The 21,620-nt window shown below is 67.8% G+C and carries 22 protein-coding genes; 11 read left to right on the top strand and 11 right to left on the bottom strand.

Annotated features, from left to right (window positions below):
- Positions 1-142: 142 nt before the first annotated feature.
- The 3 genes from OK17_RS10825 to OK17_RS10815 are packed head-to-tail and all read right to left on the bottom strand — an operon-like array spanning position 143 to position 2,258.
- Positions 143-907: an AIM24 family protein gene (locus tag OK17_RS10825; protein WP_232716839.1), complete on the bottom strand. Its 765-nt coding sequence runs from the start codon at positions 905-907 to the stop codon at positions 143-145.
- On the bottom strand, positions 904-1,623 hold the full coding sequence (locus tag OK17_RS10820; protein WP_461417442.1) for an AIM24 family protein: 720 nt from the start codon (positions 1,621-1,623) through the stop codon (positions 904-906). The genes OK17_RS10825 and OK17_RS10820 overlap by 4 nt, the downstream gene beginning before the upstream one ends.
- Positions 1,624-1,637: 14 nt before the next feature.
- Positions 1,638-2,258: an AIM24 family protein gene (locus tag OK17_RS10815; RefSeq protein WP_006361067.1), complete on the bottom strand. Its 621-nt coding sequence runs from the start codon at positions 2,256-2,258 to the stop codon at positions 1,638-1,640.
- 269 nt (positions 2,259-2,527) lie between these two features.
- On the opposite strand from OK17_RS10815, the gene OK17_RS10810 reads away from it, so the two are divergent.
- From OK17_RS10810 to OK17_RS10790, 5 genes are read left to right on the top strand one after another with little or no spacing between them, the layout of a single operon-like run.
- On the top strand, positions 2,528-3,640 hold the full coding sequence (locus OK17_RS10810) for a hypothetical protein (protein WP_006361068.1): 1,113 nt from the start codon (positions 2,528-2,530) through the stop codon (positions 3,638-3,640).
- Entirely contained in the window at positions 3,637-4,872 is a 1,236-nt protein-coding gene (locus OK17_RS10805) for an HpcH/HpaI aldolase/citrate lyase family protein (protein WP_461417441.1), read from the top strand. Before OK17_RS10810 ends, OK17_RS10805 begins: the two co-directional genes overlap by 4 nt.
- Positions 4,869-6,182: a phosphoribosyltransferase family protein gene (locus tag OK17_RS10800; protein WP_461417440.1), complete on the top strand. Its 1,314-nt coding sequence runs from the start codon at positions 4,869-4,871 to the stop codon at positions 6,180-6,182. Before OK17_RS10805 ends, OK17_RS10800 begins: the two co-directional genes overlap by 4 nt.
- Positions 6,179-7,297, top strand: coding sequence for a cysteine protease StiP family protein (locus tag OK17_RS10795; RefSeq protein WP_461417439.1), 1,119 nt, complete (start codon positions 6,179-6,181; stop codon positions 7,295-7,297). Before OK17_RS10800 ends, OK17_RS10795 begins: the two co-directional genes overlap by 4 nt.
- A complete protein-coding gene (locus tag OK17_RS10790; RefSeq protein ID WP_232716832.1) occupies positions 7,294-8,166 on the top strand; it encodes an HAD family hydrolase in 873 nt (290 codons plus the stop codon). Before OK17_RS10795 ends, OK17_RS10790 begins: the two co-directional genes overlap by 4 nt.
- Here OK17_RS10790 and OK17_RS10785 read toward each other — a convergent pair.
- Positions 8,111-8,854 carry an MSMEG_1198 family transcriptional regulator gene (locus OK17_RS10785; RefSeq protein ID WP_232717095.1) on the bottom strand — a complete coding sequence of 248 codons (744 nt, stop codon included), beginning with the start codon at positions 8,852-8,854 and terminating at the stop codon, positions 8,111-8,113. The two genes, OK17_RS10790 and OK17_RS10785, sit on opposite strands and share 56 nt — an antisense overlap.
- Before the next feature lie 279 nt (positions 8,855-9,133).
- On the opposite strand from OK17_RS10785, the gene OK17_RS10780 reads away from it, so the two are divergent.
- The 4 genes from OK17_RS10780 (at position 9,134) to OK17_RS10765 (ending at position 12,096) form a co-directional block, all read left to right on the top strand.
- Positions 9,134-9,820: a helix-turn-helix transcriptional regulator gene (locus tag OK17_RS10780; RefSeq protein ID WP_006361074.1), complete on the top strand. Its 687-nt coding sequence runs from the start codon at positions 9,134-9,136 to the stop codon at positions 9,818-9,820.
- Between the two features lie 63 nt (positions 9,821-9,883).
- Positions 9,884-10,033 carry a hypothetical protein gene (locus OK17_RS10775; protein ID WP_461417438.1) on the top strand — a complete coding sequence of 50 codons (150 nt, stop codon included), beginning with the start codon at positions 9,884-9,886 and terminating at the stop codon, positions 10,031-10,033.
- The gene (locus OK17_RS10770; protein ID WP_461417437.1) at positions 10,030-10,647 is read left to right on the top strand and encodes an SRPBCC family protein; all 618 of its coding nucleotides are present in this window, start codon (positions 10,030-10,032) and stop codon (positions 10,645-10,647) included. Before OK17_RS10775 ends, OK17_RS10770 begins: the two co-directional genes overlap by 4 nt.
- A 57-nt stretch (positions 10,648-10,704) precedes the next feature.
- Positions 10,705-12,096, top strand: a complete 1,392-nt coding sequence (locus tag OK17_RS10765) for an acyl-CoA synthetase (protein ID WP_461417436.1) — start codon at positions 10,705-10,707, stop codon at positions 12,094-12,096.
- A 126-nt stretch (positions 12,097-12,222) separates the two neighbouring features.
- Here OK17_RS10765 and OK17_RS10760 read toward each other — a convergent pair whose 3' ends face one another.
- The 3 genes from OK17_RS10760 to OK17_RS10750 form a co-directional block, all read right to left on the bottom strand.
- On the bottom strand, positions 12,223-13,074 hold the full coding sequence (locus OK17_RS10760) for an endonuclease domain-containing protein (protein WP_461417435.1): 852 nt from the start codon (positions 13,072-13,074) through the stop codon (positions 12,223-12,225).
- Between the two features lie 198 nt (positions 13,075-13,272).
- Positions 13,273-14,475, bottom strand: coding sequence for an alpha/beta fold hydrolase (locus OK17_RS10755; protein WP_461417434.1), 1,203 nt, complete (start codon positions 14,473-14,475; stop codon positions 13,273-13,275).
- The gene (locus tag OK17_RS10750) at positions 14,472-15,581 is read right to left on the bottom strand and encodes a homogentisate 1,2-dioxygenase (RefSeq protein ID WP_232716826.1); all 1,110 of its coding nucleotides are present in this window, start codon (positions 15,579-15,581) and stop codon (positions 14,472-14,474) included. Before OK17_RS10750 ends, OK17_RS10755 begins: the two co-directional genes overlap by 4 nt.
- Before the next feature lie 202 nt (positions 15,582-15,783).
- On the opposite strand from OK17_RS10750, the gene OK17_RS10745 reads away from it, so the two are divergent.
- Positions 15,784-16,398 carry a TetR/AcrR family transcriptional regulator gene (locus OK17_RS10745; RefSeq protein ID WP_232716825.1) on the top strand — a complete coding sequence of 205 codons (615 nt, stop codon included), beginning with the start codon at positions 15,784-15,786 and terminating at the stop codon, positions 16,396-16,398.
- Positions 16,399-16,455: 57 nt separating this feature from the next.
- The gene (locus tag OK17_RS10740) at positions 16,456-17,040 is read left to right on the top strand and encodes a GNAT family N-acetyltransferase (protein WP_461417433.1); all 585 of its coding nucleotides are present in this window, start codon (positions 16,456-16,458) and stop codon (positions 17,038-17,040) included.
- A gap of 126 nt (positions 17,041-17,166) precedes the next feature.
- Here the strand turns inward: OK17_RS10740 and OK17_RS10735 are convergent, their stop codons facing one another.
- The 4 genes from OK17_RS10735 to OK17_RS10720 all read right to left on the bottom strand — a co-directional run bounded on the left by OK17_RS10735 (position 17,167) and on the right by OK17_RS10720 (position 21,605).
- A complete protein-coding gene (locus OK17_RS10735) occupies positions 17,167-17,919 on the bottom strand; it encodes a DUF429 domain-containing protein (protein ID WP_232716823.1) in 753 nt (250 codons plus the stop codon).
- A 2-nt stretch (positions 17,920-17,921) separates the two neighbouring features.
- On the bottom strand, positions 17,922-19,223 hold the full coding sequence (locus tag OK17_RS10730) for a TrpB-like pyridoxal phosphate-dependent enzyme (protein WP_232716822.1): 1,302 nt from the start codon (positions 19,221-19,223) through the stop codon (positions 17,922-17,924).
- Between the two features lie 64 nt (positions 19,224-19,287).
- Positions 19,288-19,950 carry a response regulator gene (locus OK17_RS10725; RefSeq protein ID WP_232716821.1) on the bottom strand — a complete coding sequence of 221 codons (663 nt, stop codon included), beginning with the start codon at positions 19,948-19,950 and terminating at the stop codon, positions 19,288-19,290.
- Positions 19,947-21,605 carry an ATP-binding protein gene (locus tag OK17_RS10720; protein WP_232716820.1) on the bottom strand — a complete coding sequence of 553 codons (1,659 nt, stop codon included), beginning with the start codon at positions 21,603-21,605 and terminating at the stop codon, positions 19,947-19,949. Before OK17_RS10720 ends, OK17_RS10725 begins: the two co-directional genes overlap by 4 nt.
- Positions 21,606-21,620: the final 15 nt, after the last annotated feature.

Raw genomic sequence — 21,620 nt, 5'->3', positions numbered from 1 at the left:
GGAGCGTCGAAGGCGGCCGCCAACACTCCTTGCACCTCAGGGAGCGGAGCCGGGTCGCGAAACCTGCTCGTACGCGACTGAATAAACAGCTGCGCCGCAGATCCTTCCGGGATCTGCGGCGCAGTTGTCGTATGGGTCGTGCTCAGCCCTGGTGCTGCGTGAGCTGCTGGGTGATCTGCTGGTTGATCTGCTGCAGGCCCGGCACCGAGAGGCCCGGCAGCTGGCCCTGGATTGTGCGGAGGACCGACGAGTCGTCGCGCACCTTCTCGCTCGACTGCACCAGAACCGTTCCGGCGCCGGTGAAGTCGAACTGTCGTTCCTCGCCGGAGCTGATGCCGAAGCGCTGGCCGGCGGCGGCGATGAAGCTGTTCACCCACGCCTGGTCGTAGTGATGGCTCGGGGACGGGCAATCCGACCATCCGACAAGCGCTTCGGGGTCGACGCGCACTGGCGGCTCGACGAACATGACCGGCCCGTTCGACGACGCCAGGAACTTGCCGGTGCCGATCAGGGTGAGGAAGCCGGGCACGATCGACTGGTTCAGCGACAGCTGAGGCTGGAACGCCAGCAGATTCGAGGCACGGATCGTGAGGTTGCCGTCCTCGAGGTCGTAGGCGTTGATGTCGTAACCGCGGTCGCCGATGATCAGCTTGCCCTGGCCCTCGGCGACCACATAGTCACCGAGGTACAGCGGGGCCGAAAATTGCTGCGCCACCATCTGCAGCAGCTGGCCCTGCAATCCCTGTTGGAGCGAGGTGAACTGCATCTGGCCGTAGTAGGCGATCATCGCGCCCTTGGACATGAACCACGGCTGGGTGAGATCGATGCAGAACGAGTAGTTGTTGTCCGGGACGTTGTCGTCCGATGGCAGAGTCATCGGATTCCACACGGTGTTGAGTTGGCTCACAGCTTCTCCTCCGATGCCTGCACGTAGACGATGCCCTGTCCGGAGCACTCCAATTGCATTGCCTCGCCTCCGGTCCGGCCTACGTTGCGCCAGCTGACGGTGGAACGCAGGTTGGTGTTGACCTGTCCAGCGGAGCCGACGAAGGCCTGCGGGTCGACGGTCACCGGCGGCTTGTTCGGCGACACCTCGAGTTCGAAAACGCCTCCGTGACCGAGGATCACCGCCGAACCCGCCCCGGAGAGTTGCGTCGTGAACATGCCCTGGCCGGTGACGACACCGGCAGCCGCGGAGCGCAGGGCACCGAAGAGGCCACCGCCTCCGCCACCACCGCCGACGCTGCTTCCCTGGGAGGCGACCGAGACCACCGATGCCTGCAGATCGGCCCCGTACGCGAGCAGCCGAGACGCCTCGACGCGGATGGTGCCGCCGACCGCGCCCAGATCGACGACGTGGACCTCGATCCCGAGGAACCCGTAGTGCACCTCGCCCTGGCCTTGCGCGATCATCGTCGACTCGTGCTCGCCGGCGAGCATCCGGCCGGCCATGCCGCCCATCGCGCCCAATCCCGGCATGCCGCCGCCCATTCCACCGCCGACCTGGTGCGGCTGGAAGAAGACATTGCCCTTGTAGAAGAGCATCGCGCCCTTGCGGGCGACGATCGGACCACTGCGGCCGATGTCGACCGAGACGATCTTGCTGTTGACCTTGGTGAACATTCGCTACCTCACCCTCACCGCTCGGCCGGTTGGATCGACACGACTCCGCTGCCGTCCCACCGCAGCGAAAAGGCCTCCCCGCCACCCTGCCCCAGGGCGGAGCGCCAGGAGACGTCGGTGACGAAGGACTGGCTCAATTGCCCACGGGCACACACGAATGCATCCGGATCGACGACCAGTGGGTACTGGGGTGACACCTCCAGATGGATCAGCGGGCCACCGTTGGACAGCAGGGCTATCTGGCCGTGTCCACTGACCGTCGTCGTGAACAGTCCCTGTCCCGACGACGCGCCGCGCAGACCCGCGAACGTCACGTTGGTCTGGAGGTTCCCGTTCAGCACCATGAGTTGCTGGGACTCGACCTGCAGCGTCTCGTTGTTGAGTTCGATGATCGTCGTCTCGGCCGCGTTGTGGGCGAAGTACACGATGCCGTTGCCCGAGGCCTCCATGAAGGACAACGCCTCACCGGTCGCCCGCTGCTTGAGACCGGCGAGCACGCCGTCACCACCGCCGAAGCCGGCCGACTTGAACGCGACCTGCCCCTCGTAGGCCACCATCGATCCGCTGATCGCGCGGACCGCGGTGTTGTTCAGCCTGGCCTCGACCACGCGTTTGGATCGTTGTACCAACTGCATTCGACGTGCCTCTCTCGCGCCGCCGGGAGGCCGCCGCTCGGCCCCCCTCGTGTGTTCCCCGACGCCGTCCCCGAATCACGGCACCGCCGCCGATCGGCATCCATCTGCGCCATGAGGTGGCTGATGAGCTCAGCTGTGAGTCGATCGGTCCGGCCTCATACCGAGTTGAAATTAGCCGATAGCATCGTGTCGTGCCTGGAAACTTCGTACGTCGTTGGTTCGGCAACGATTCACGCACGAATTCCGCCTCACCTGCATCATCGGAACAAATGACAGCGACCTTCCTGGAGTCCGAGACGGTCCTCGCCGAAATCGATCCGGCGGTCGCGGTGGTCGCCGCCACCGACCCGCGCTCGCAGCTGCGCGAGGCGTGGTCGGCGATCCGGGATCAGCACGCCCAGGTGACCGCCGACTACCTCCAACTGGTCTCCCCGCCCGCGGGCACGCGCGTCCGGCAACAGGACTACGACCGCACCACCGAGGCCCTCCGGGCGGTCACCGCGTCGATGCGCGGCTTCGCCGAGGCGAACGCCGGTGCACTCCGACGCGCCCGTTCCGCGGTGCAGACCGCGAACGCCCAGGACCACGAGGCGCGCGTCGCCTCGCATCGGGCGATGACGGCCCTGGAGAACGCCGGTCCGGCGATCGGCCGGCTGCAGTCGGTGACCCGGGCCACCGACGAACTCGACCGGGCGTTGAGAGTTTTCGAGCAGAGTTCAGCCCTCCGTGAGCGGCAGTCGGCGGCTGCGACGGTCATCACGTCGGCACAGCGGCTCGAGAGCCTCCTCCGCGAGGCGCCCGCGTTCGCCGACCGCGCCCGTCGGGTCATCCGGTCGGTGGAAACCCGACGCAGCGCCATCGCGACCCGCAGCGCACAGGTTCCCGACACGCTCTCGACGTTGCGCCGGGAGTTCAGCGCGGACTGTTCCACCGACCTGGAGCGCACCGAGACCATCGTCGACGAGCGTCTGGCCCATGCGGATACGGCGATCTCGACGGCGCGCGGAATGCTCGCCGACGCACCCGACCAGGCAATCGAACAGGCCGACGCCGCCCGCGATGATCTGTCCGTCGCGGAGGCCGCGGTCGACGCCGCCCTGGATCGGCTGAGGCTCCTGCGCGAGGTGCGCGCCGATCCGCAGGACGCCGAACGAGGCGTCCGCTTCCGACTCCGCGACGCCCAACGCTTCGCGGTCAACCATTCTCTGGTTGACGAATGGGGCTCGGTACTCGATGCTCAGGCCGACCGGATCGAGCGTGCGAAGGGGGAGCTCGATCGCGTCCACCCCGACTACTGGGGATATCTGACCCAGTTGCGGGCCGTGGACGACCGGATCAGCGAGATAGTTTCCCGGATGAGAGGACAGGTGGCCGCACGATGACCACCACGGCACGCCACGACGATCCCGGGCTCGAACCCGGAACAATCCGGCATTTCGGTCATTTGGGGCCTGCCACCCGTGAGCAGCTGTTCTTCCGGCACCCGGAGGCGATCGATCGCACCTGGCCCGCACCGAGATTGGCGATCGCGCTCGGCGCCACCCTCTACGTGCCCGCCACCCGCCCCGATCTCGTCGAGGTCATCCGCAAGCGGCGGGCCGAGGGCGTGATCTCCATGGTCATCGACCTCGAGGACGCGGTCGCCGATCACGACGAATCGGACGCCATCGACCACGCGGTCGCAGCCCTGCGCGACATCGGGGAGAATCCCGGCGCGCCGATGCTCCTCTTCGTCCGTCCGCGATCGGCCGACCGCATCCTGCGCATCGCCAGGGCGCTCAAGACCCCTTCCGGCGCGAACACTCCGTCCGCGCTGACCGGTTTCGTCGTCCCGAAGTTCGACTCCACCAACGCCGAAGAGGCGCTCGCCGCCGTCGTCCAGGCGAGCGAGCTACTGGGACAACACCTCTGGGTCATGCCGGTTCTGGAGTCCGCCGCGGTGGTCCACCGCGAGACACGCGACGACGAACTCACCGCCCTGGCCGCACACCTCAGCGCGCATCGCGCCAACGTACTCGCCGTTCGTATCGGGGCCACCGACATCTGCGGTTATTTCGGCATCCGTCGCGACCGCGACCTCACGATCTATGACGTCCGGGTCGCCGCCGACGTGATCGCCGGCATCGTCAACCATCTCGGACGCACCGACGAATCCGGCTTCGTCGTGACCGGGCCGGTGTGGGAGTACTTCGCCGATCACGAGCGCATGTTCCAGCCGATGTTGCGGCACACGCCTTTTCGCGAGAACGACGCCGTCTACTTCCGGCAGCAACTGGTCAGCAGGGACATGGACGGCCTGTTGCGCGAGATCTCGCTCGACCGCGCCAACGGCCTCCACGGCAAGACGGTGATCCATCCGGCCCACGTCGCCGCCGTGCACGCGCTGTCCGCGGTTACCCACGAGGAGTATCACGATGCGCTCGACATCCTCGCCGGCGAAGCCGGCGGTGTCCGGGCATCGTCGTACCGAAACAAGATGAACGAGCTGAAACCACATCGCAATTGGGCGCTGCGCGTGATCGACCGGGCCGCCGCTTTCGGCGTGACCCGCCAGGGCATCGGTTTCGTCGATCTCCTGACCGCCCTCGCCGCTCCGGGACCGGCGGCCCGGTGAACGCAGTGAACCACGAGCCGTCCGACCGCGAACCGGACTGGGTCACCACCCGCTTCGGCGTGCAGGTCGCGTCCGAGGGCACCGGGTATGCCGGGCACCATCTGCGCGACCTCGTCGTCCTCGGTCTGCGACATAACAAACGGCGCGCCCACCTACTGGTCTCGACCGTGCTCGGCAAGCACATCCCCACGCCCCCTCACATCGTTCGCGGTGCGGCCGACGACCTCGGGGCGGCGATCATCGAGCAGATCGGCGCCGACGCCGCGCGCAACTCCATCGTGTTCGGTTTCGCCGAGACCGCGACCGGCCTCGGCCACTGTGTCGCCCAGCGGATCTCCGCATCCCGTTACCTGCATTCGACGCGACGCCAGCTGCCCGGCGTGGTCGTGTCGGGGACCTTCGAAGAGGGTCATTCCCACGCCACGACCCACCTGCTGCAACCGAGCGACCCGGGCTTCCTCGACGCCGCCACACCGGACGAGACGCTGATCCTCGTCGACGACGAGATCTCCACCGGTACCACGGCACTGGGTGCGATCGAGACGATCGTCGCGACGCGTCCGCGCACACGGTTCGTCGTCGCCTCGCTCGTCGACATGCGCAGCCCCGACCAGCGGGCCGAATGCGCGAAGGCGGCCGCCGACCTCGGCGTGGAGGTCTCCTACGTCGCACTGGCTCACGGCTCGGTCACGCTGCCATCCACTCTGCTCGACGACGTGTGGGGTCTGACATCAGGCACGCTCAATCCCGTTGCGCGCAAACGCACGGACGTCACCACGCTCGACCTCGACTGGCCGGTGGGGACACCCGACGGTGGCCGTCACGGTTTCGAACGATCCGATGCGGGGCCGTTCCGAGAGGCAACCGAAGCCGCCGCCGCAACCATCGCTGAGCGTCTCGATGCGCACCGGCCGGTCGTCGTGGTCGGACACGAGGAGCTGATGTACGCGCCGCTGTGCATCGCCGAGGGCCTCGAGCAGCGCGGCTTCGTCACCGGTTACCAGACGACCACCCGGTCGCCTGCACAGGTCCACGACGTGCCCGGTTACCCGCTGCGGCGGGGATTCCGTTTCCTCGCACCCGAATCCGATCCCGAGACACCGCGCTACATCTACAACGTCTCGTCGGACGCCCTGCCCGATCCGCAAGTCGTCGTCGTGGTCGACACCCCGGCAGACACTCCCGATCTGCGCGCCCCCGGCGGCCTCCTGGACGTCCTCACCGCCGCCGGCCATCCCGTCACACTGGCGATCCTCCCGGCAACCGACCAGGCGGAACTCCGCGCATCACGACAGGCGGTCAACCCGTGACGTCCACACCTCCGCTCCGCGGTCCCGACTTCGGCTCCTATGCACCCGACGAGGTGACGTGGCTGCTCAAGGATCTCTCCGACATCGCACTCGAGGGCGACCTGCACGAGCGGGAACGCCGAATCCAGTCGGGCAAGGCGCACTACGCCGAGTCCCTGCCGATCGAGTACCAACCGGGTCGCGAATATCAGGACCTCTTCCATGCGACGCTGGCGTCGTCGGCGCAACGACTCGCCGAGGCTGTCGGAGTCGTCTCCGAACTGATCCTCGCCGAACGGAGTTCATCCCCGACACTCGTTTCGCTCGCGCGAGCCGGGACACCCGTCGGAATCCTGATCCGCCGCTGGATCCAGTCCGTCCACGGTATCGAGCCCCCGCATTACACGATCTCCATCGTGCGCGACCGCGGGATCGACAAGGCCGCACTGGATTACATCGTCGAACGTCACCCCGCCGAATCGGTCGTCTTCGTCGACGGCTGGACCGGCAAGGGTGCGATCCAGCGCGAACTCACCGCGGCGCTGGCCGACTACGCACAGCTGCCCGATCGCCCGGCCCTGCACGACGAGCTGGCGGTACTCGCCGACCCCGGGTCCTGCACCACCCTGTTCGGCACACGCGACGACTTCCTCATCGCGTCGGCATGCCTGAACTCCACCGTGTCAGGACTGGTGTCGCGTACGGTCCTCAACGCCGACCACATCGGGCCGGGAGAGTTCCACGGCGCCAAGTTCTATCGACATCTGGCCGAGTTCGACGTCTCCGGCCGGCTTCTCGACGCGGTGAGCGCCGAGTTCCCCGCCGTCGCCGACCGCGTCGCCGCCACGCTCGCCGCCCTGTCCCCGGAGGAACGGACACCGACCTGGTCGGGCTGGCGTTCGGTCGAGCAGATCCAGCTCGACTACGGACTGTCGTCGATCAACCTGGTCAAGCCCGGCGTCGGCGAGACGACCCGGGTGCTGCTGCGACGGGTGCCGTGGCGGGTCCTGGTCCGGGCCGACAACCTGCCCGAACACCGCCACATCCGGTTGCTCGCCGCCGAACGCGGAGTGCCGGTGGAAATCTCGCCCGGTCTTGCCTACTCGTGTGTCGGATTGATCAAGGAGGACGCGTGAGCGTTCTGGTCGCCACCGACCTCGACCGGACGATGATCTACTCGCGGCCGGCGATGGGCGAGGCACAGTTCGCGACCCTCGACACCGTCTGCGTCGAGATCTACCGCGACGCCCCGCTGTCGTACATGACGACGACCGCCGTCGAACTCCTCTCCCGCCTCGCCGACCGGGTGCCGGTGATCCCGACGACGACCCGGACGCCCGCGCAGTACGAGCGAATCGCGCTGCCCGGCGGGCCGTTTCGGTATGCCGTGGCGAGCAACGGCGGGCGGATTATCGTCGACGGAACCGACGACCCGGAATGGCGTCACCGGGTCGAGCGTGCAGTCGCCGATTCCGGTGCAGCACTCGACGAGGTACTGACCGAACTCCGAACCCGCGTCGACGATTCCTGGGTGAAGTCGCTGCGCGTCGCCGACGACCTGTTCTGCTACCTCGTCGTCGAACCGGCGGCCCAGCCGAGAGAATTCCTGACTGCCTGGCAGGACTGGTGCGCGGCGCACGGGTGGACGGCTTCGCAACAGGGTCGCAAGATCTACGCGACGCCCCGGTCGGTCACCAAGTCCGCGGCGATCGCCGAGGTGCGCCGGCGCCTTGTCGACGACGGCGCGATCGCAACGGACGCGGAGCTGTACGCGGCCGGGGACGGGTGGCTCGACGCCGACCTTCTCGAGTTCGCCGACCACGCGATCCGGCCGCGCCACGGCGAACTCGAGCTGCTCGAGTGGACGACGCCCGGGCTCACCGTCACCACCGAAACCGGCGCTCTCGCCGGTGTGGAGATCCTCGAGTGGTTCCACGACCGTTGTTCGGTCAAACCGGCATCGGACCCAGCACGTCCGAGTGTCCGTGCCGGCGGCACCAGCTGATCAGGTACCGCGCGTGCAGACCGCACCACCGGTAGACAGCCGCCTGCGTCATCGGTGAGGACGGCGGTTCCTCGCCGCGCTCACAGATGATCGGACCGAGGTAGTGACTCGTCACCTTGTTGGCCGTGTTGGGTGAGACCTTGGCCGCGCGGGCCAGGCTCGCACCATCGGACGCGTTGCCGGAGGCGATCGCGCCCGCCAGACGTCCCGCGGTATGACCCCGCTGCCCCGTGAACAACTCGTACAAAGGCCTCCTGCGCGAGGGCCGCGGTTTCTCCCCGAGACCCTGACCGAGCGCCACCGCGCGCACCGCACTCATGAGCGTCGCGAATCCGTCGGACTTGGCGATGACGCCGGCGACCTCGTCGCGCAAGCGCGCCTCATCGAGATGATCGAACTCGAGTCCGTGCCCCTGGGTCGCGAGGATGACCGGCGCCTGACGATCGTGTTTGTCGAGGGCGTCGATGGCGTCGAGGCCGTCGAAGCGCCATTCCAAGTCGGGACGGTTCCAGATGAGGTCCGCGATCACGACGTCGAACCGGACGTGGCCGGCAACCGAGCGGGTGAACTCGTCATCGCTCGTAGCCACCGTGACGACGGCGTGCTCGAGCGCGCCTTGGAGAGGGCCGGCGACGACGTGGCCGAGCGGGGAGGCAACCAGCACGCGCAGACGGTTCGGCACGTGCATGATTTTGCCCGATACCGACCATTCGTGCGTGATCACGCATTGATTGGAGTCATTCGAGCCAATTATGACTCGATTACTTATCAATCAAGCCGTAAAGGCCATGACTTATCGACAAATGTTCGTAACTCTAGAGAAGTAGACGTTGAGAGCAGTTCATCTCTCCGCCTGCCAACCGATCGCGAGCAAGGTCGATCACGGCTCCCATCATGCCGCCGGGTCGAGAGAATCGGCGGCACGCGGGGCCGGCAGCAGGATTCTGTCTACAGAAGGACGGTACCGATGTCAGCCCCTCTGGATGAACTTCACCGCCAGCACGAGACAAACCCGCAGCCCAACGTGTCCCGACTCAATTCGGTCGGCCGGACCGTCCCGCAATCCGCCGGGTCGCAGCCCCACTCCCATCTGAGACGCCTCGCCGTCGTGGTCGCCGAAGGCGATCTGTTCGACGCCGCACTGGTGGCCCTCATCGAGGGGGCCGGCTACGGCGCCACCCTGGTCGAGCCTGGGCAGATTCCCTCCCTGCGCAATCCCGCCGTCCTCCTGGTCAGGTCGCCCGGCTCGCTCGCTAAGGTCCGGCGTGCGTCGATGCTGCGCAATGTGCGCGTCGTCTTCCTCGGCGACGGGATCGCCTCCCGCGACCACATCCGCATCTCACCCCGTTCGCCGGGCGCCGAATCCGCATTGCGTCAGGCCCTTGCCGCGATCGTCGGCCCGCCCGATCAGCAGTCGACTCCGCACGCGCCCGCCGACCGCGTGCGGGTGACCGAACGCGAGCGCGAGATCCTGCAGACCTACACCCTCGGCGCCACACTCCGCGAGACTTCGCAGGCACACCAGATCGCGGAGAGCACGGTCCGCGAGCACTACCGCCGCGTCGTGCGTCGTTACGAAGAAGCCGGGCGACCCATCGGCAACAAGGCCCAGCTCCTCCTCGAGTTCATGGCCGACGGTTGGGTTCGCCCCTGAGAACGTCCTGGTCAGGGACCTAGTACCCACGACGCCGACTCGCCGGGCGCGCAGACTGGAGGTATGAGGTCAATCATCGTCGTACTCGGGATCATCGAGATCTGCCTGGCGATCCTATGGCGGCGCACGCTGTCGCGCCGCCCGGTACCGCGGCCCGACGACCCGTATCCGGCTCGCCCCCTGTCCGCCGCGTCGAACCGGGACCCGGAATGAGGAGCGGCCCGATCATCGCAGGTCTGCTGGCTTCGACCGCGTGTTCCGCCGCTGCGTACTGCGCCTGGGTCCGGCCGTGGGTGATGACCTGGGGCGCAACGGACGAGGAGGTGGCCGCAGCACTCCCGGGCGACGAGTTCCTGCCCGACGCCGAGGGTGTGGCCACGCGCGCGATCACGATCGACGCACCACCGGACGCGATCTACCCGTGGCTGGCCCAGATGGGACCGTCGCCGCGGGGCGGCGCTTACACCTACGACTGGATCGAGAACCTGCTCGGGCTCGACATGCACAGCACCGACCGGGTGCTCGAGGAGTTCCAGCATCCGGTCGTCGGCGAGACGATCGGTGTCGGACCCGAGGCCTCCCGCATCGAGATCGCCGACCCCGGCCGCGCATTCGTCACCCGGACCACCGACGGTGACTGGGTGTGGTCGTTCACCCTGGTCCCCGACGGCGACTCGACGCGGCTGATCAGCCGGAACCGCTTTCGGCTGCCCGGGCTGGGCAAGAAGCTGGCGATGATCCCGATGGAGCCCGGGTCGCTGATCATGGAACGCAAGATGCTCCACGGGATCAAGGAGCGGGCCGAGGCTCTCGCGCACGCCGGGTGACCTCGCAGGTCGCGCCGGGTCCACGGGACGGCGCGCCGGTCGTGGCACAGTGAGAGGGTGCTCCTGCCGACGTTGACCCCCACTGCCCCGGACGATCCCGAAGTGATCCGGATAGGTGAGGATCGACTGTCGCGGGAAGACCTGGTCGGTGCGGCCACCGCTGTCGCGGAACGGATTGCCGGTGCGCGCACCGTCGCGGTTCTGGCGCAGCCGACGGTCGAGACCGTTCTCGCGGTGGTCGGCGGTCTGATCGCCGGTGTGCCGGTGGTCCCGGTGCCGCCCGACTCCGGTCCGCGCGAATTCGCCCACATCCTGGCCGATTCCGGCGCACAGGCCTGGCTGGGACAGGGGCCGGCCGACGCCACACTGCCGGTGGTCCCGGTCCGTCGCTACGCGAAGTCGTGGCATCGGCATCCCGAACCCCACGCCGATTCGACGGCACTGATCCTCTACACCTCCGGCACCACGGGGCTCCCCAAGGGTGTGCCGATCACCCGTCAGGCCATCGCGGAGGGACTCGACGCACTCGCGGATGCCTGGCTGTGGACCGCCGATGACACACTCGCGCATGGCCTTCCGCTCTTCCACGTTCACGGGCTCATCCTCGGCGTTCTCGGGCCGCTCCGCCGAGGCGGCCGGTTGATCCACACCGAGAAGCCGACCGCGGCGGGATATGCCTCCGCCGCCGAAGCCGGTGCGTCGATGTTCTTCGGGGTCCCCACCGTGTGGAGTCGCGTCGGCGCCGATCCCGAAGCCGCCCGAACGCACTCCAGCGCACGCATTCTCGTGTCCGGCAGTGCCCCACTGCCGGTTCCCGTCTTCGACCGTGTCCGCGAACTCACCGGTCACGAGATCGTCGAACGTTACGGCATGACCGAAACCCTGATCACCGTCAGCACCCGGGTCGACGGCGAGCGTCGCCCGGGCTGGGTCGGACTTCCCCTCGCGGGAGTCGAGACTCGCCTTCGCGAGGGCGACGCCGACGTGCCCCACGACGGCGAATCCGTCGGCGACCTCCACGTCCGCGGACCGATGATGGCGTCGGGCTACCTCAACCGACCCGACGCGACCGCCGAATCCTGGCTCGACGACGGCTTCTTCGCCACCGGCGACGTCGCCGTCATCGACCCGGACGGCATGCACCGCATCGTCGGACGCCGGTCCACCGACCTCATCAAGTCCGGCGGCTTCCGCATCGGCGCCGGGGAGATCGAGACCGTGCTCCTCGCGCACCCGGCCGTACGTGAAACCGCGGTGATCGGCGTCCCCGACGACTACCTCGGCCAGCGCATAGTCGCGTATGTGGTGGCCGACGAGGTCGACGACACCGAGCTCATCGAGTTCGTCGCCGGCGAACTGTCGAACCACAAACGCCCCCGTGAGATCCGGTTCGTCGACTCACTCCCTCGCAACGCCATGGGCAAGGTGCAGAAGAAGCTGCTCGGCTGAGGGCTTGCGGGTCATGCCCGGCGGCCCGCACCGAAAAGCGCCCCTGGAAAGCACCCTCGGTGGCGGTGCCGGCGGCGACATAGTGTCGTCGGGCGGGCTGTGGAGGGTGGAGATCAGGGGTCGATTTCAGGGGCGGTTTCCGGCGGCGGCGCGGTTGCGGTGGTACCCCTTCCGGACCCCGGCCGCGATGTCGGCGTACGTGGCCTCCCAGTGGCTGAACACCTGCGCGTAGGTGAGTCGCATCGGTAGATAGCCCAGCGGGATGAGCTTGCGGGACCTGACGCGGTCGCTTTCGTAGTCCTCCTCGCCGGTGTGGTGGGCCCGGCTGTCGAGTTCGATCGCGAGCCGCTCACCGACGAGCAGGTCGATCCAACCCACCCCGGGCACGTGATGCTGCACCTCGACGCGTAGCCCGGCACTCCTCAGCCTCAGGCGTGCCGCAGTCTCGGTTCCCGACGCCGCTAGCCGGTTGCACCTCCCTATTGCGTTCTTGATCGCGAGTGGGGCGAGTCGGAACTCGGAACGGAGATCGTCGTGGGTCAGCTTGCCGTGATGTAGTGCGGAGTCACACAGGATGACGAAGCCCTCCTCGTCGAAGCACCGTGCGGCGTACTGCAGAGCGGTCGCGACATCGTCGACGGCGGCCAGAGCCGGAGTCGGGCGGCCGTGGCATCGGCAACGGTCGGGGGACCGACGTCGTTCGTACCGCGTCACGCGCGCATGGGACTCGACGGGATGGTCGGGAATCCACAATCCGTGGCGGAGCAGCGCACTCGCGCACGACACGATGGCGTGGTCGGCCACCGCCGCAACCACGTCGGGGTCGGCATCGGGAACCCGAAACCATCCGTGCCGAATCCGTTGGATCGCACCGGTTTCGACGGCGCGTCGAATATCCGGCGTGGTCTCTCCGGATTCGAGCAGCTGGCGGGTCGACACCACACCCCCGAAGCGCTCGATGAGCTGGTCGTAGTCCATCGCTTCAGTGTCAGGTGCTGGGGACTCGATCGAGCGTGGCGTCCCGGGGCTGTGGATAACTCCGCTGGAAACCGCCCCTGGAATAGACCTTCCACAACCGACTCGATGACACTATGTCGCCGGCGGCGCTACGGAGGGCGCATTCCGGGGGCGGAACTCAGGGGCGCATTTCAGGGCGGATCTCAGAGAACCCGGTGATCAGTTGGCCCAACCCCGCTCACCCATCCAGCCCGTGATGATGCCGACCGCCTCCTTGAGGTGCGGGATCTGTTCGCGCCCCGAATAGTAGTGCGTCGCACCGGTAATGGTGTGCAGCGTCTTGTCGGGGTGTCCGACGGCGTCGAACAGTCGGTGGGTGTGACTGGGCGTGCACGCGTTGTCGGCCGAGTTGCCGATGACGAGGGTCGGGACCTCGAGATCGGCGGCGCAGCGCGGACCGTCGCCGTGGGCGTCGTCATAACTCCACTGCGACAACCAGCTTCGCAGCGTCGTGAAGCGCGCCAGGCCGACCGGACCCATGTTGACGATGCGCGGATCACCCAGGTAGCAGCCCAGTTTGCGGTCGCTCGGGTCGACGGACAGGTCCAGCCACCGGGGGTCGGCCATGGTGCCGTGGACGATGAAACCGCGTTCCATCAGCGGCTCGCCACGGCCGCGAAGGTCGGCGAGTTGTTCCTTCACCCACGCGGTGATCCGGCGGTTGCGGTCGATCTGCGCTGCTCGGTACCGCTCCAGGAACTCCGCGGTGTACGGCGGCTGGTTCGGGTTGGCCGGGTTGTAGAGATCGAGCTCGGGATCGCGCTTCTCCGGGTCGGTTTCGTCGAGGATCGAGGGGTCCATCCACTCGGTCAGCGTCCCGTGCCGCGACACGTGGGCGGCGAGGAGCATCATGCCGTCCGCGGCCGGGAGGTCGAGCCGGGTGAGGTCTGGCGGTTCGCCCGCCGGGGTCTCGGTGACCGTCGCATGCTGGGCCTGCTGCTGGTAGTACAGCGACAGCGCACCGCCACCACTCCAGCCGGCCAGGATCACCTTCTCGTAGCCGAGGCGCTCCTTGGCGTCCTTCACGCAGGCGCCGAGATCCTGGACGACCTTCTCCATGATCAGCGCACTGTCGACGCCGCGATACCGGCTGTTGCAGTAGATGACGTGATGCCCGGCGCGGGCCAGCGCGTTGGTCATCGGCAGGTAGGCACCACCGCCGATCGGGTGCATGAAGATGATGACGTTCTTCGACGGCACGCCGACCGGCTTGAGGAGGTAGCTCTCCAGGACGACGCTCTCGGTGACACCGCCATAGGTGTCTTTGTACGCCGACGTGTCGTCGAAGACGACGAGGTAGGGAATGCGCTCGTATTCGTGGCGCGGCAACGTGTTCGCCGTATTCGTGGTCGCCGACGTCATACCTGTGCCTCTTCCTGGACCTCGGCCTGCGCCGACTCGGTCATGACCGGCGTCGCGATGAGACGACGACGCGTGTCGATCGCGATGACCTTCCACTCCACGCGGTCGAACTCGTCGAACTTGCGGCGCGACCGCTCGCGGGCACGTTCGGGGATGCCGTGGTGGATGCCCTGCGGCGCATGCGAGACGAATCCCGGCGGCATGCCGGCGCCGAACAGGCTGCCGCCGTGGAAGAACGCGATCTCGTCGAAGTCGGTGTTGCGGTGGTACCAGGGCAGTCGCTCGGCACCCTTGCGGGCCTCGGCCGGCCGCGGCAGGAAGTTCATCACGTACACGCCGGTGGCCTGCATGAAGAGGTGCACCGTCGGCGGCAGGTGCACCGACTCCGAGGTGATGACGTCGTAGTCCTCGATGTTGAAGGTGAATGGAAACAGATCCCCGCGCCAGCCCTCGACGTCGAGCGGGTGGAAGGGATAGAACAGCGTGGTCTGTCCCTCGCGCTGACGGAAGCGGACCTCGTACTCCTCGCGTCCGTCACCCTCGAAGACCTCGGCTTCCGGAACGGCGACCAGCGACGAATCGAACGGGAAGAACCGTCCGAGAACGCCCGGCTCCGGGACCCGGTACTCGTCGACCGCCTCGATGATCAGCAGCAGCGACTGGTCGTCGGGGATCTGGCGGTACGTGCACCCCTTGGGGATGTACACGTAATCCCCCGGGCGGTAGGGCAACCGGCCGAACTCGGTCTCGAAGTAGCCGGTGCCCTCGTGGACGAAGACCAGTTCGTCGCCGTCGACCGGACGGAACCAGAACGGTGCGGCCTCGCCGCGGCGACTCAGCGAGATGCGGCAGTCGTCGTTGTAGAACATCAGCAGCGGCTCACCCGACGGGTCGATCTGATCGGTCGGGGTCAGCTCGGTGACGAAGCGGTCGACGCCGGTGTGGGTTCCGACCGCGCGGAACTGGGTCGGGTCATTGCGCCGGTAGAGGTGTGCCGTGCGGCCGGTGAACCCGTACCGCCCGAGCTCGTCGTCCTTGAGATCCTCGACGTCGCGGTGGACCTGTCGCGGCGTGCGACCTTTCCGGTGCTGGATGAACGATTCCACTGGCTGACTCCTGTGTGAGTGTTCGTGAGAGACGAGCAGGCGCGATCGGTTACGCGGGAACACCGGTGGTTCCCGTTCGACTTTTCTGATGCTAGATTCAGGTTCAGAATATGACAAGGACCACACCATTCGACCGGACCTTCTCCGACCAATGTGAACGCGTGGTTCGATATATCGATCAGTCCCCGGAAGGAGTGCTCGGGTGCCGCCGACGAACAAGGGACGTCAGACCGAGGCCGCGTTTCTCGACGCGGCACGCCGGTGCTTCGCCGACAAGGGCTACCTGAACACCAAGATCTCCGACATCGCGGAGGCCGCGGGACGCTCCACCGGCTCGTTCTACAACTACTACGACAACAAAGATCAGCTCCTCGAAGCGCTACTCGACCAGTTCAGCGACGAGGTGGTCGAGGGGTCCCTCGCAACACGCCACAGCGATCCCGAAGCCGGAGTGCGCGCCGCGGTCACCGCCTACTGGACCACCTACAAGAAGTACCTGCCCGAGATCATCGGCCTGTTCCAGATGTCCATGCTCGACGACGAGTTCCGGGACCGCTGGCACGCCAACCGGGCGTCGGGGATCAAACAGGTTCTGGCGGGATTGCGCAGCGCGGAACGCGCCGGGTACGAAGTCGGCCTCCCCCTCGAACCGCTCGCGTCGGCGTTGGTGAACACGCTCGAATCCTCCTGCTGGTCTTGGCTCGCCGTCCGCGGAGGCGTGGTCGGGTCGATCCCCGACGACGACACCGCCATCGACATCCTCACCACCATCTGGTTCCGCACGGTCTACCGGTCGGTTCCCCGCATCCAGCGCTGATCGCGGACACGATCTGGCCCTTGCGCCAGGTCCGCGCCGGTTGTGATGCTGGGACGCATGACGATCGACGTCCGGCCCGCGACGAACTTCGCCGACATGGCGACGATCCTCGGCCCCAAGAAGCCGACCTCCAACGTGTGCTGGTGCCTCAGCTACCGCATCCCGAGCAAGCAGAATCAGGCACTGGTCCGCGAGCAGCGCGGCGAGTACGTGAAGGAGTTGTGCGACAGCGGGATTCCGCTCGGAGTCCTGGCCTACGAGACCACGAACGACGGCGACGACGTGGTCGGCTGGGCTGCCGTGTCACCGCGCGCGGACACGACCTTCGCAACCAATCGCAAGATCCCGCACGTCGACGATCTCCCCGTGTGGTCGGTCTGGTGCATCCGGGTCCGACCCGGCCACCGCAAGCAGGGGATCTCACATGCGCTCCTCGACGGCGCGGTCGAGTTCGCGAGGTCCAACGGGGCGCCGGCCATCGAGGGGTACCCAGTCGACAACCGTGGCGAGAAAGTCGATCTCACCATGGCGTACGTCGGCACCCGCGGACTGTTCGAGAAGGCGGGCTTCACCAAGGCCGCCGACACGACCTCGGTACTGAACGGATTCCCGCGGGTACTGATGCGGAAGTCGTTGAGGTGAGGGTGGTTTCGATACGGCTCGTCGCAGGCTCCTCGCCTACTCAACCAGCGAGGGGAACGTTTCGTCGCAGGCTCCTCGCCTACTGAACCAGCGAGGGGAACGGCTCGTCGCAGGCTCCTCACCTACTCAACCAGCGACGGGGCCGAGTTCGTGCAGCTCGCAGTCGGGGACGTGGATCCAGCCCTCCCGCACCGCGACTGACCGGTCACCCTCGGAGGGCAGCGTCGTGCGTCCCAACTCCGCGGCACGGGCGATCAGCGCGGTGATGACGGCATCGAAGGCGTCGTCGTCGCTGCGCATCCGGCCGACCCGGTCGCCGAGGACCAGCCACGGCGCCGCGGCCTGGAGCGCTTCGACGAGCTCGGAAAGTACAGCTCGATTGGTGGCGCGCTTGTAGCCACGTGAGGTGAGGCCCCAGTGTTTCAGTGCTCCGGCGGGATAGGCCTCGACGGCCCAACCGTCGACGCGGTCGTCGACGCCCAGGTCGCCGAGGAGACCCGCGCAGCGAAAGGCGACGTGGGCGATCTGATCGGCCGACACACTGAGCGGTCGGCCGAGGCCGGACTCGGCGATCCACACGTCGGTACGACGCAGCGCCAGCGGACGTCGATTCGCGATGTCGTCGAGCCGACGACCAGGGCTCAGGCCGTCACGATGATGTGCGACTACGAAATCCACGAAGTCGTCGGGCCAGCCAAAGGGTGAGTCGATGCCGATGCGCGTCGCACCGTCGGCGAGGGATCGGATCTCGGCGTCGTCGGCTCCGACAACGAGGTCCGCCAACTCGGCCCGGTCGTCGAACCAGTCGACGACCGCGACCGCGGTCTTGACCGGCGATGCGGACAGGTCGACACCGACTGTCCGCATCGCCGGGGTCATGCTCAGAAGTTGCCGTCGAGGAACTCTGCGTAGGCGGGCAGATCGAGCTGGCCGTGCCCCGACAGCCCGATGACCACGACCTGCTCCTTGTCACTGTCGGCGACGGCCGCGGCACACGCGGCGATGGCGTGCGTCGACTCCGGAGCGGGGACGATGCCCTGCGTGCGAGCAAACTGCACGCCCGCGGCGAACGCGTCATGCTGGCTGATGGCCACACCCTCGACGAGCCCGAGTTCGACGGTGTGGCTCAGCGCCGGCGCCATGCCGTGGTAGCGCAGGCCACCGGCGTGGATCGGGTCCGGAACGAAATCCATTCCCAGCGTGTGCATCTTGAGCAGCGGTGTGAGACCGGCGACGTCACCGTGGTCGTAGCGGTACTCGCCCTGGGTGATCGATGGGCAGGCGGCCGGTTCGGCGGCGACCACGCGCGGGTCGGACCGGCCGTGCAGCTTCTCCCGCAGGAACGGAAACGAGAGCCCGGCAAGGTTCGAACCGCCACCGGCGCAGCCGAAGACGATGTCGGCACCGCCGGGTTCGACGGCGTTGAGCTGGTCGACGGCCTCCTGGCCGATGACGCTCTGGTGCAGCACCACATGGTTGAGCACGCTGCCCAGGGCGTAGCGGGTGTCGGCGTTCGAAGCGGCCACCTCGACGGCCTCGCTGACGGCCATTCCTAGGCTGCCGGTGGTGTCCGGGTCCTTGGCGAGCATGGCCCGGCCCGACTCGGTGAGGTCCGAGGGGCTCGGGTGGATGGTGCCGCCGTAGGTGCGGATCAGGAAGCCGCGGTATGGCTTCGAGCTGTACGAGGCGCGGACCTGCCAGACCTCGACGTCGATCCCGAACTGCGCACCGGCGAAGGCGAGCGCGCTGCCCCACTGGCCCGCGCCGGTCTCGGTCGTCAGCTTGGTGACGCCGTCGATGCTGTTGTAATAGGCCTGCGCGACAGCGGAGTTGGTCTTGTGGCTGCCGACCGGGCTGACGCCCTCGTACTTGACGTAGATGCGCGCGTTGGTGTTGAGCGCCTCCTCGAAGCGGCGGGCACGGATCAGCGGCGACGGTCGCCACATCTTGTAGATCTCGCGGACCGGTTCGGGGATCTCGATGTAGGTCTCGCTGGAGACCTCCTGCGCGATGAGCCCGCTGGGGAACAGGGCGGCGAGGTCCTCCGGGCCGACGGGTTCCTTGGTGCCGGGGTGCAGGTGCGGGGGAATCGGTGTCTCGAGCTCGGCGGCGAGGTTGTACCAATGCGTCGGCACACCGACCGTCACCAGATCGGGATTGGTGGCGTCTACTTGCGTCGTCATGGGTTGACACTCTAGTGCGCAAGGGTCGCGGCGTACCCCGCCCGCAGGATTATCAGGTCACGATTTACCGACGGCGGTACTCCTGCCGGGGTCGGCCGGTGGTTCCGTACTGCAGCGACATCCGGAGACGGCCGGCGGCAACGAGGTTGGCCAGGTGTCGCCGGGCTGTCGGTGCCGCGATCCCCACCTCCCGGGACACGTCGTCGGCGAACAGGGCGGTGTCGGGATCGACGAACAGGTCGAGGATGCGTTGCTCGGTGGGAGATCCCGATTCCGACCGCTCCGCCGCGCGGGTGCCGAACCGCAGCGCGGACAGCGCGGCGTCGACCGCGTGTTGGTCGACGTTCTCACCGCTGAGCGCGCGCCGGTACTGCGCGTAACCGGCAAGACGACGGGCGAGATCGGCGTCGTCGAAGGGTTTGATCAGGTAGGCCAGCGCGCCGGCGCGCATCGCGGTGCGGACGGCGGCCGCGTCGGTCTCGGCGCCGACGATGAAGCAGTCGCAGTCGAGTTCGGCGACCAGGTCGATGCCGGAGCCGTCGGGGAGGTAGACGTCGAGGAGTGCGAGGTCGATGTCGGGGTGGTCGACGAACGCCCGACGAGCCTCGGCGACGCTGCCGACCCGCGCGCGGACGCTGAAGCCGCGCACGGCATCGACGATCGTCGAATGCAGTGCGGCGACGCGGAAGTCGTCGTCGACGATGAGGACACCCAGCTCCTCACTCACTGCGGCGCCACCTCCTCGTCGGGCCCGGGCGCGATGATGCCCGGGAGCCGGGCGACGAACAGTGCGCCAGGCGGATCATGCTCCGGCGTCGGGGACCGGTCGCCACCGGGGTCCGCGACCCACAGGTCTCCACCGATCCGACGCGCGACCTGACGCGCGATGGACAGGCCCATCCCCCGGCCACCGGGCACGTGGTCGCCGGGTTTGGTGGTGGCCCCTTCGTCGAAGACCTTGTCCGGATCGTCGAAGGCGATGCCGGGGCCGGAGTCGCCGACCGCGACGAACAGGGTGTCGCCGTCGGCGATCAGCTCGACCTCGACGACCCCGTCGGCACCGGTCCCAGATGCAGCCTCGATGGAATTGTCGATGAGGTTGCCGACGACGGTGGTGGCGACGACGGGTTCGGTGAGGGTGCCCTGCAGCCAGGTCTGGTCGCCGAGGCGGAGCGTGACGCGACGTTCGCGCGCGTGGGCGGCTTTGGCGTCGAGAAAGGCGTGGAGGTGGGGTTCGCGGACGTTGCCCAGCCCGGCGAGGAGCGCGCCGCCGGGGCCGCTGCCGGAGAGTTCTTCGAGGTACCCGAGCGCTTCGTCGGCGTGGCCATGGCGAAGGAGTCCGGCGAGAACGTGGATGCGGTTGGCGGTCTCGTGCCGTTGGGCGCGGAGAGCGGCGCCCATCGATCGGATGGAATCGACTTCGCGGCTGAGCGTTTCGACGTCGGTGCGGTCGATGACCGAAAGGACCATGCCGAGGTCGCGGCCGTCGGCGTGGACCCGGTGGGAGCTGACGAGGACGACGCGATCGCCGACGGTGGCGGCGAGGGGCTCGTCGGTGGGCGTGGCCAGAACGGCTGCGATGCGCGGGGTGAGTCCCAGGTCGGCGGCCTTCGTGCCCACCGGAGCGTCGATGTCGAGGAGCGCGCGGGCCTTGTCGTTGACGACCCGGACGATGCCGTCGGCGTCGACGGCCAGCACGCCGTCGGCCATCGAGTGCAGGACAGCGCGCTGTTCGCGGACGAGTTCGGCGAGCTCGTCGGACTCGAGACCGAGGGTGAGCTTGCGCCAGCGCCGGGCCAGCATGACCGATCCGAGTGCGCCGATGCCCAGTGCGGTCAGCGCGAGGAGCGTCGTGGCGATGATGTCGCTGCGCGTTTCCTTCGCGAGCCGTTCCGTCGAGACGCCGACGCTGACGAAGCCGACGATGCGACCGCCGGGGTCGAAGATCGGGACCTTCGCCCGGACGGACTCGCCGAGGGTGCCCCGGTCGGTCGCGACGTCGTCGGAGCCGGCCAGCGCCTTCGACGGGTCGGTCGACACCGGTTTCGCCAGTTCCGCGACCTCAGGGTGGGCGAGTCGGATGCCCTGGTCGTTGCCGATGACGACGAACAGTGCGCCGGTCCGTTCCCGAACCGCGGCCGCCTGGCGTTGCAGCGGGCCGTCGACGAGATCGTCCGCTTCCACGGCTCGACCCTGTTGAGCCGCCACCGCGGCGCGGACGTCGGTGTCGGCGGCCACCGACCGGGCGATGGCGAGGGCTCGCTGTGCGTACTCGTCGCGGACACGGTCGTCGGCCCCGGCGATGACGAGACCGAACCCGACCGCGAGGCTGACCGCGAGGACAGCGAGCTGCAACAGCAGCACCTGCGTCCGTAAACGCATGACGTCAGCCTAGTG

Source organism: Gordonia sp. GN26 (genome assembly GCF_054823965.1).
The sequence above is the reverse complement of the archived record's forward strand: the minus strand, read 5'-3'. Positions and strand labels throughout refer to the sequence as shown.

Coding starts and splice junctions, on each gene's coding strand:
- OK17_RS10820 (WP_461417442.1), bottom strand. CDS start 1,623: ATGTTCACCAAGGTCAACAGCAAGATCGTCTCGGTCGACATCGGCCGC.
- OK17_RS10815 (WP_006361067.1), bottom strand. CDS start 2,258: ATGCAGTTGGTACAACGATCCAAACGCGTGGTCGAGGCCAGGCTGAAC.
- OK17_RS10810 (WP_006361068.1), top strand. CDS start 2,528: ATGACAGCGACCTTCCTGGAGTCCGAGACGGTCCTCGCCGAAATCGAT.
- OK17_RS10805 (WP_461417441.1), top strand. CDS start 3,637: ATGACCACCACGGCACGCCACGACGATCCCGGGCTCGAACCCGGAACA.
- OK17_RS10785 (WP_232717095.1), bottom strand. CDS start 8,854: ATGCACGTGCCGAACCGTCTGCGCGTGCTGGTTGCCTCCCCGCTCGGC.
- OK17_RS10780 (WP_006361074.1), top strand. CDS start 9,134: ATGTCAGCCCCTCTGGATGAACTTCACCGCCAGCACGAGACAAACCCG.
- OK17_RS10775 (WP_461417438.1), top strand. CDS start 9,884: ATGAGGTCAATCATCGTCGTACTCGGGATCATCGAGATCTGCCTGGCG.
- OK17_RS10770 (WP_461417437.1), top strand. CDS start 10,030: ATGAGGAGCGGCCCGATCATCGCAGGTCTGCTGGCTTCGACCGCGTGT.
- OK17_RS10760 (WP_461417435.1), bottom strand. CDS start 13,074: ATGGACTACGACCAGCTCATCGAGCGCTTCGGGGGTGTGGTGTCGACC.
- OK17_RS10755 (WP_461417434.1), bottom strand. CDS start 14,475: ATGACGTCGGCGACCACGAATACGGCGAACACGTTGCCGCGCCACGAA.
- OK17_RS10740 (WP_461417433.1), top strand. CDS start 16,456: ATGACGATCGACGTCCGGCCCGCGACGAACTTCGCCGACATGGCGACG.
- OK17_RS10735 (WP_232716823.1), bottom strand. CDS start 17,919: ATGACCCCGGCGATGCGGACAGTCGGTGTCGACCTGTCCGCATCGCCG.
- OK17_RS10730 (WP_232716822.1), bottom strand. CDS start 19,223: ATGACGACGCAAGTAGACGCCACCAATCCCGATCTGGTGACGGTCGGT.
- OK17_RS10720 (WP_232716820.1), bottom strand. CDS start 21,605: ATGCGTTTACGGACGCAGGTGCTGCTGTTGCAGCTCGCTGTCCTCGCG.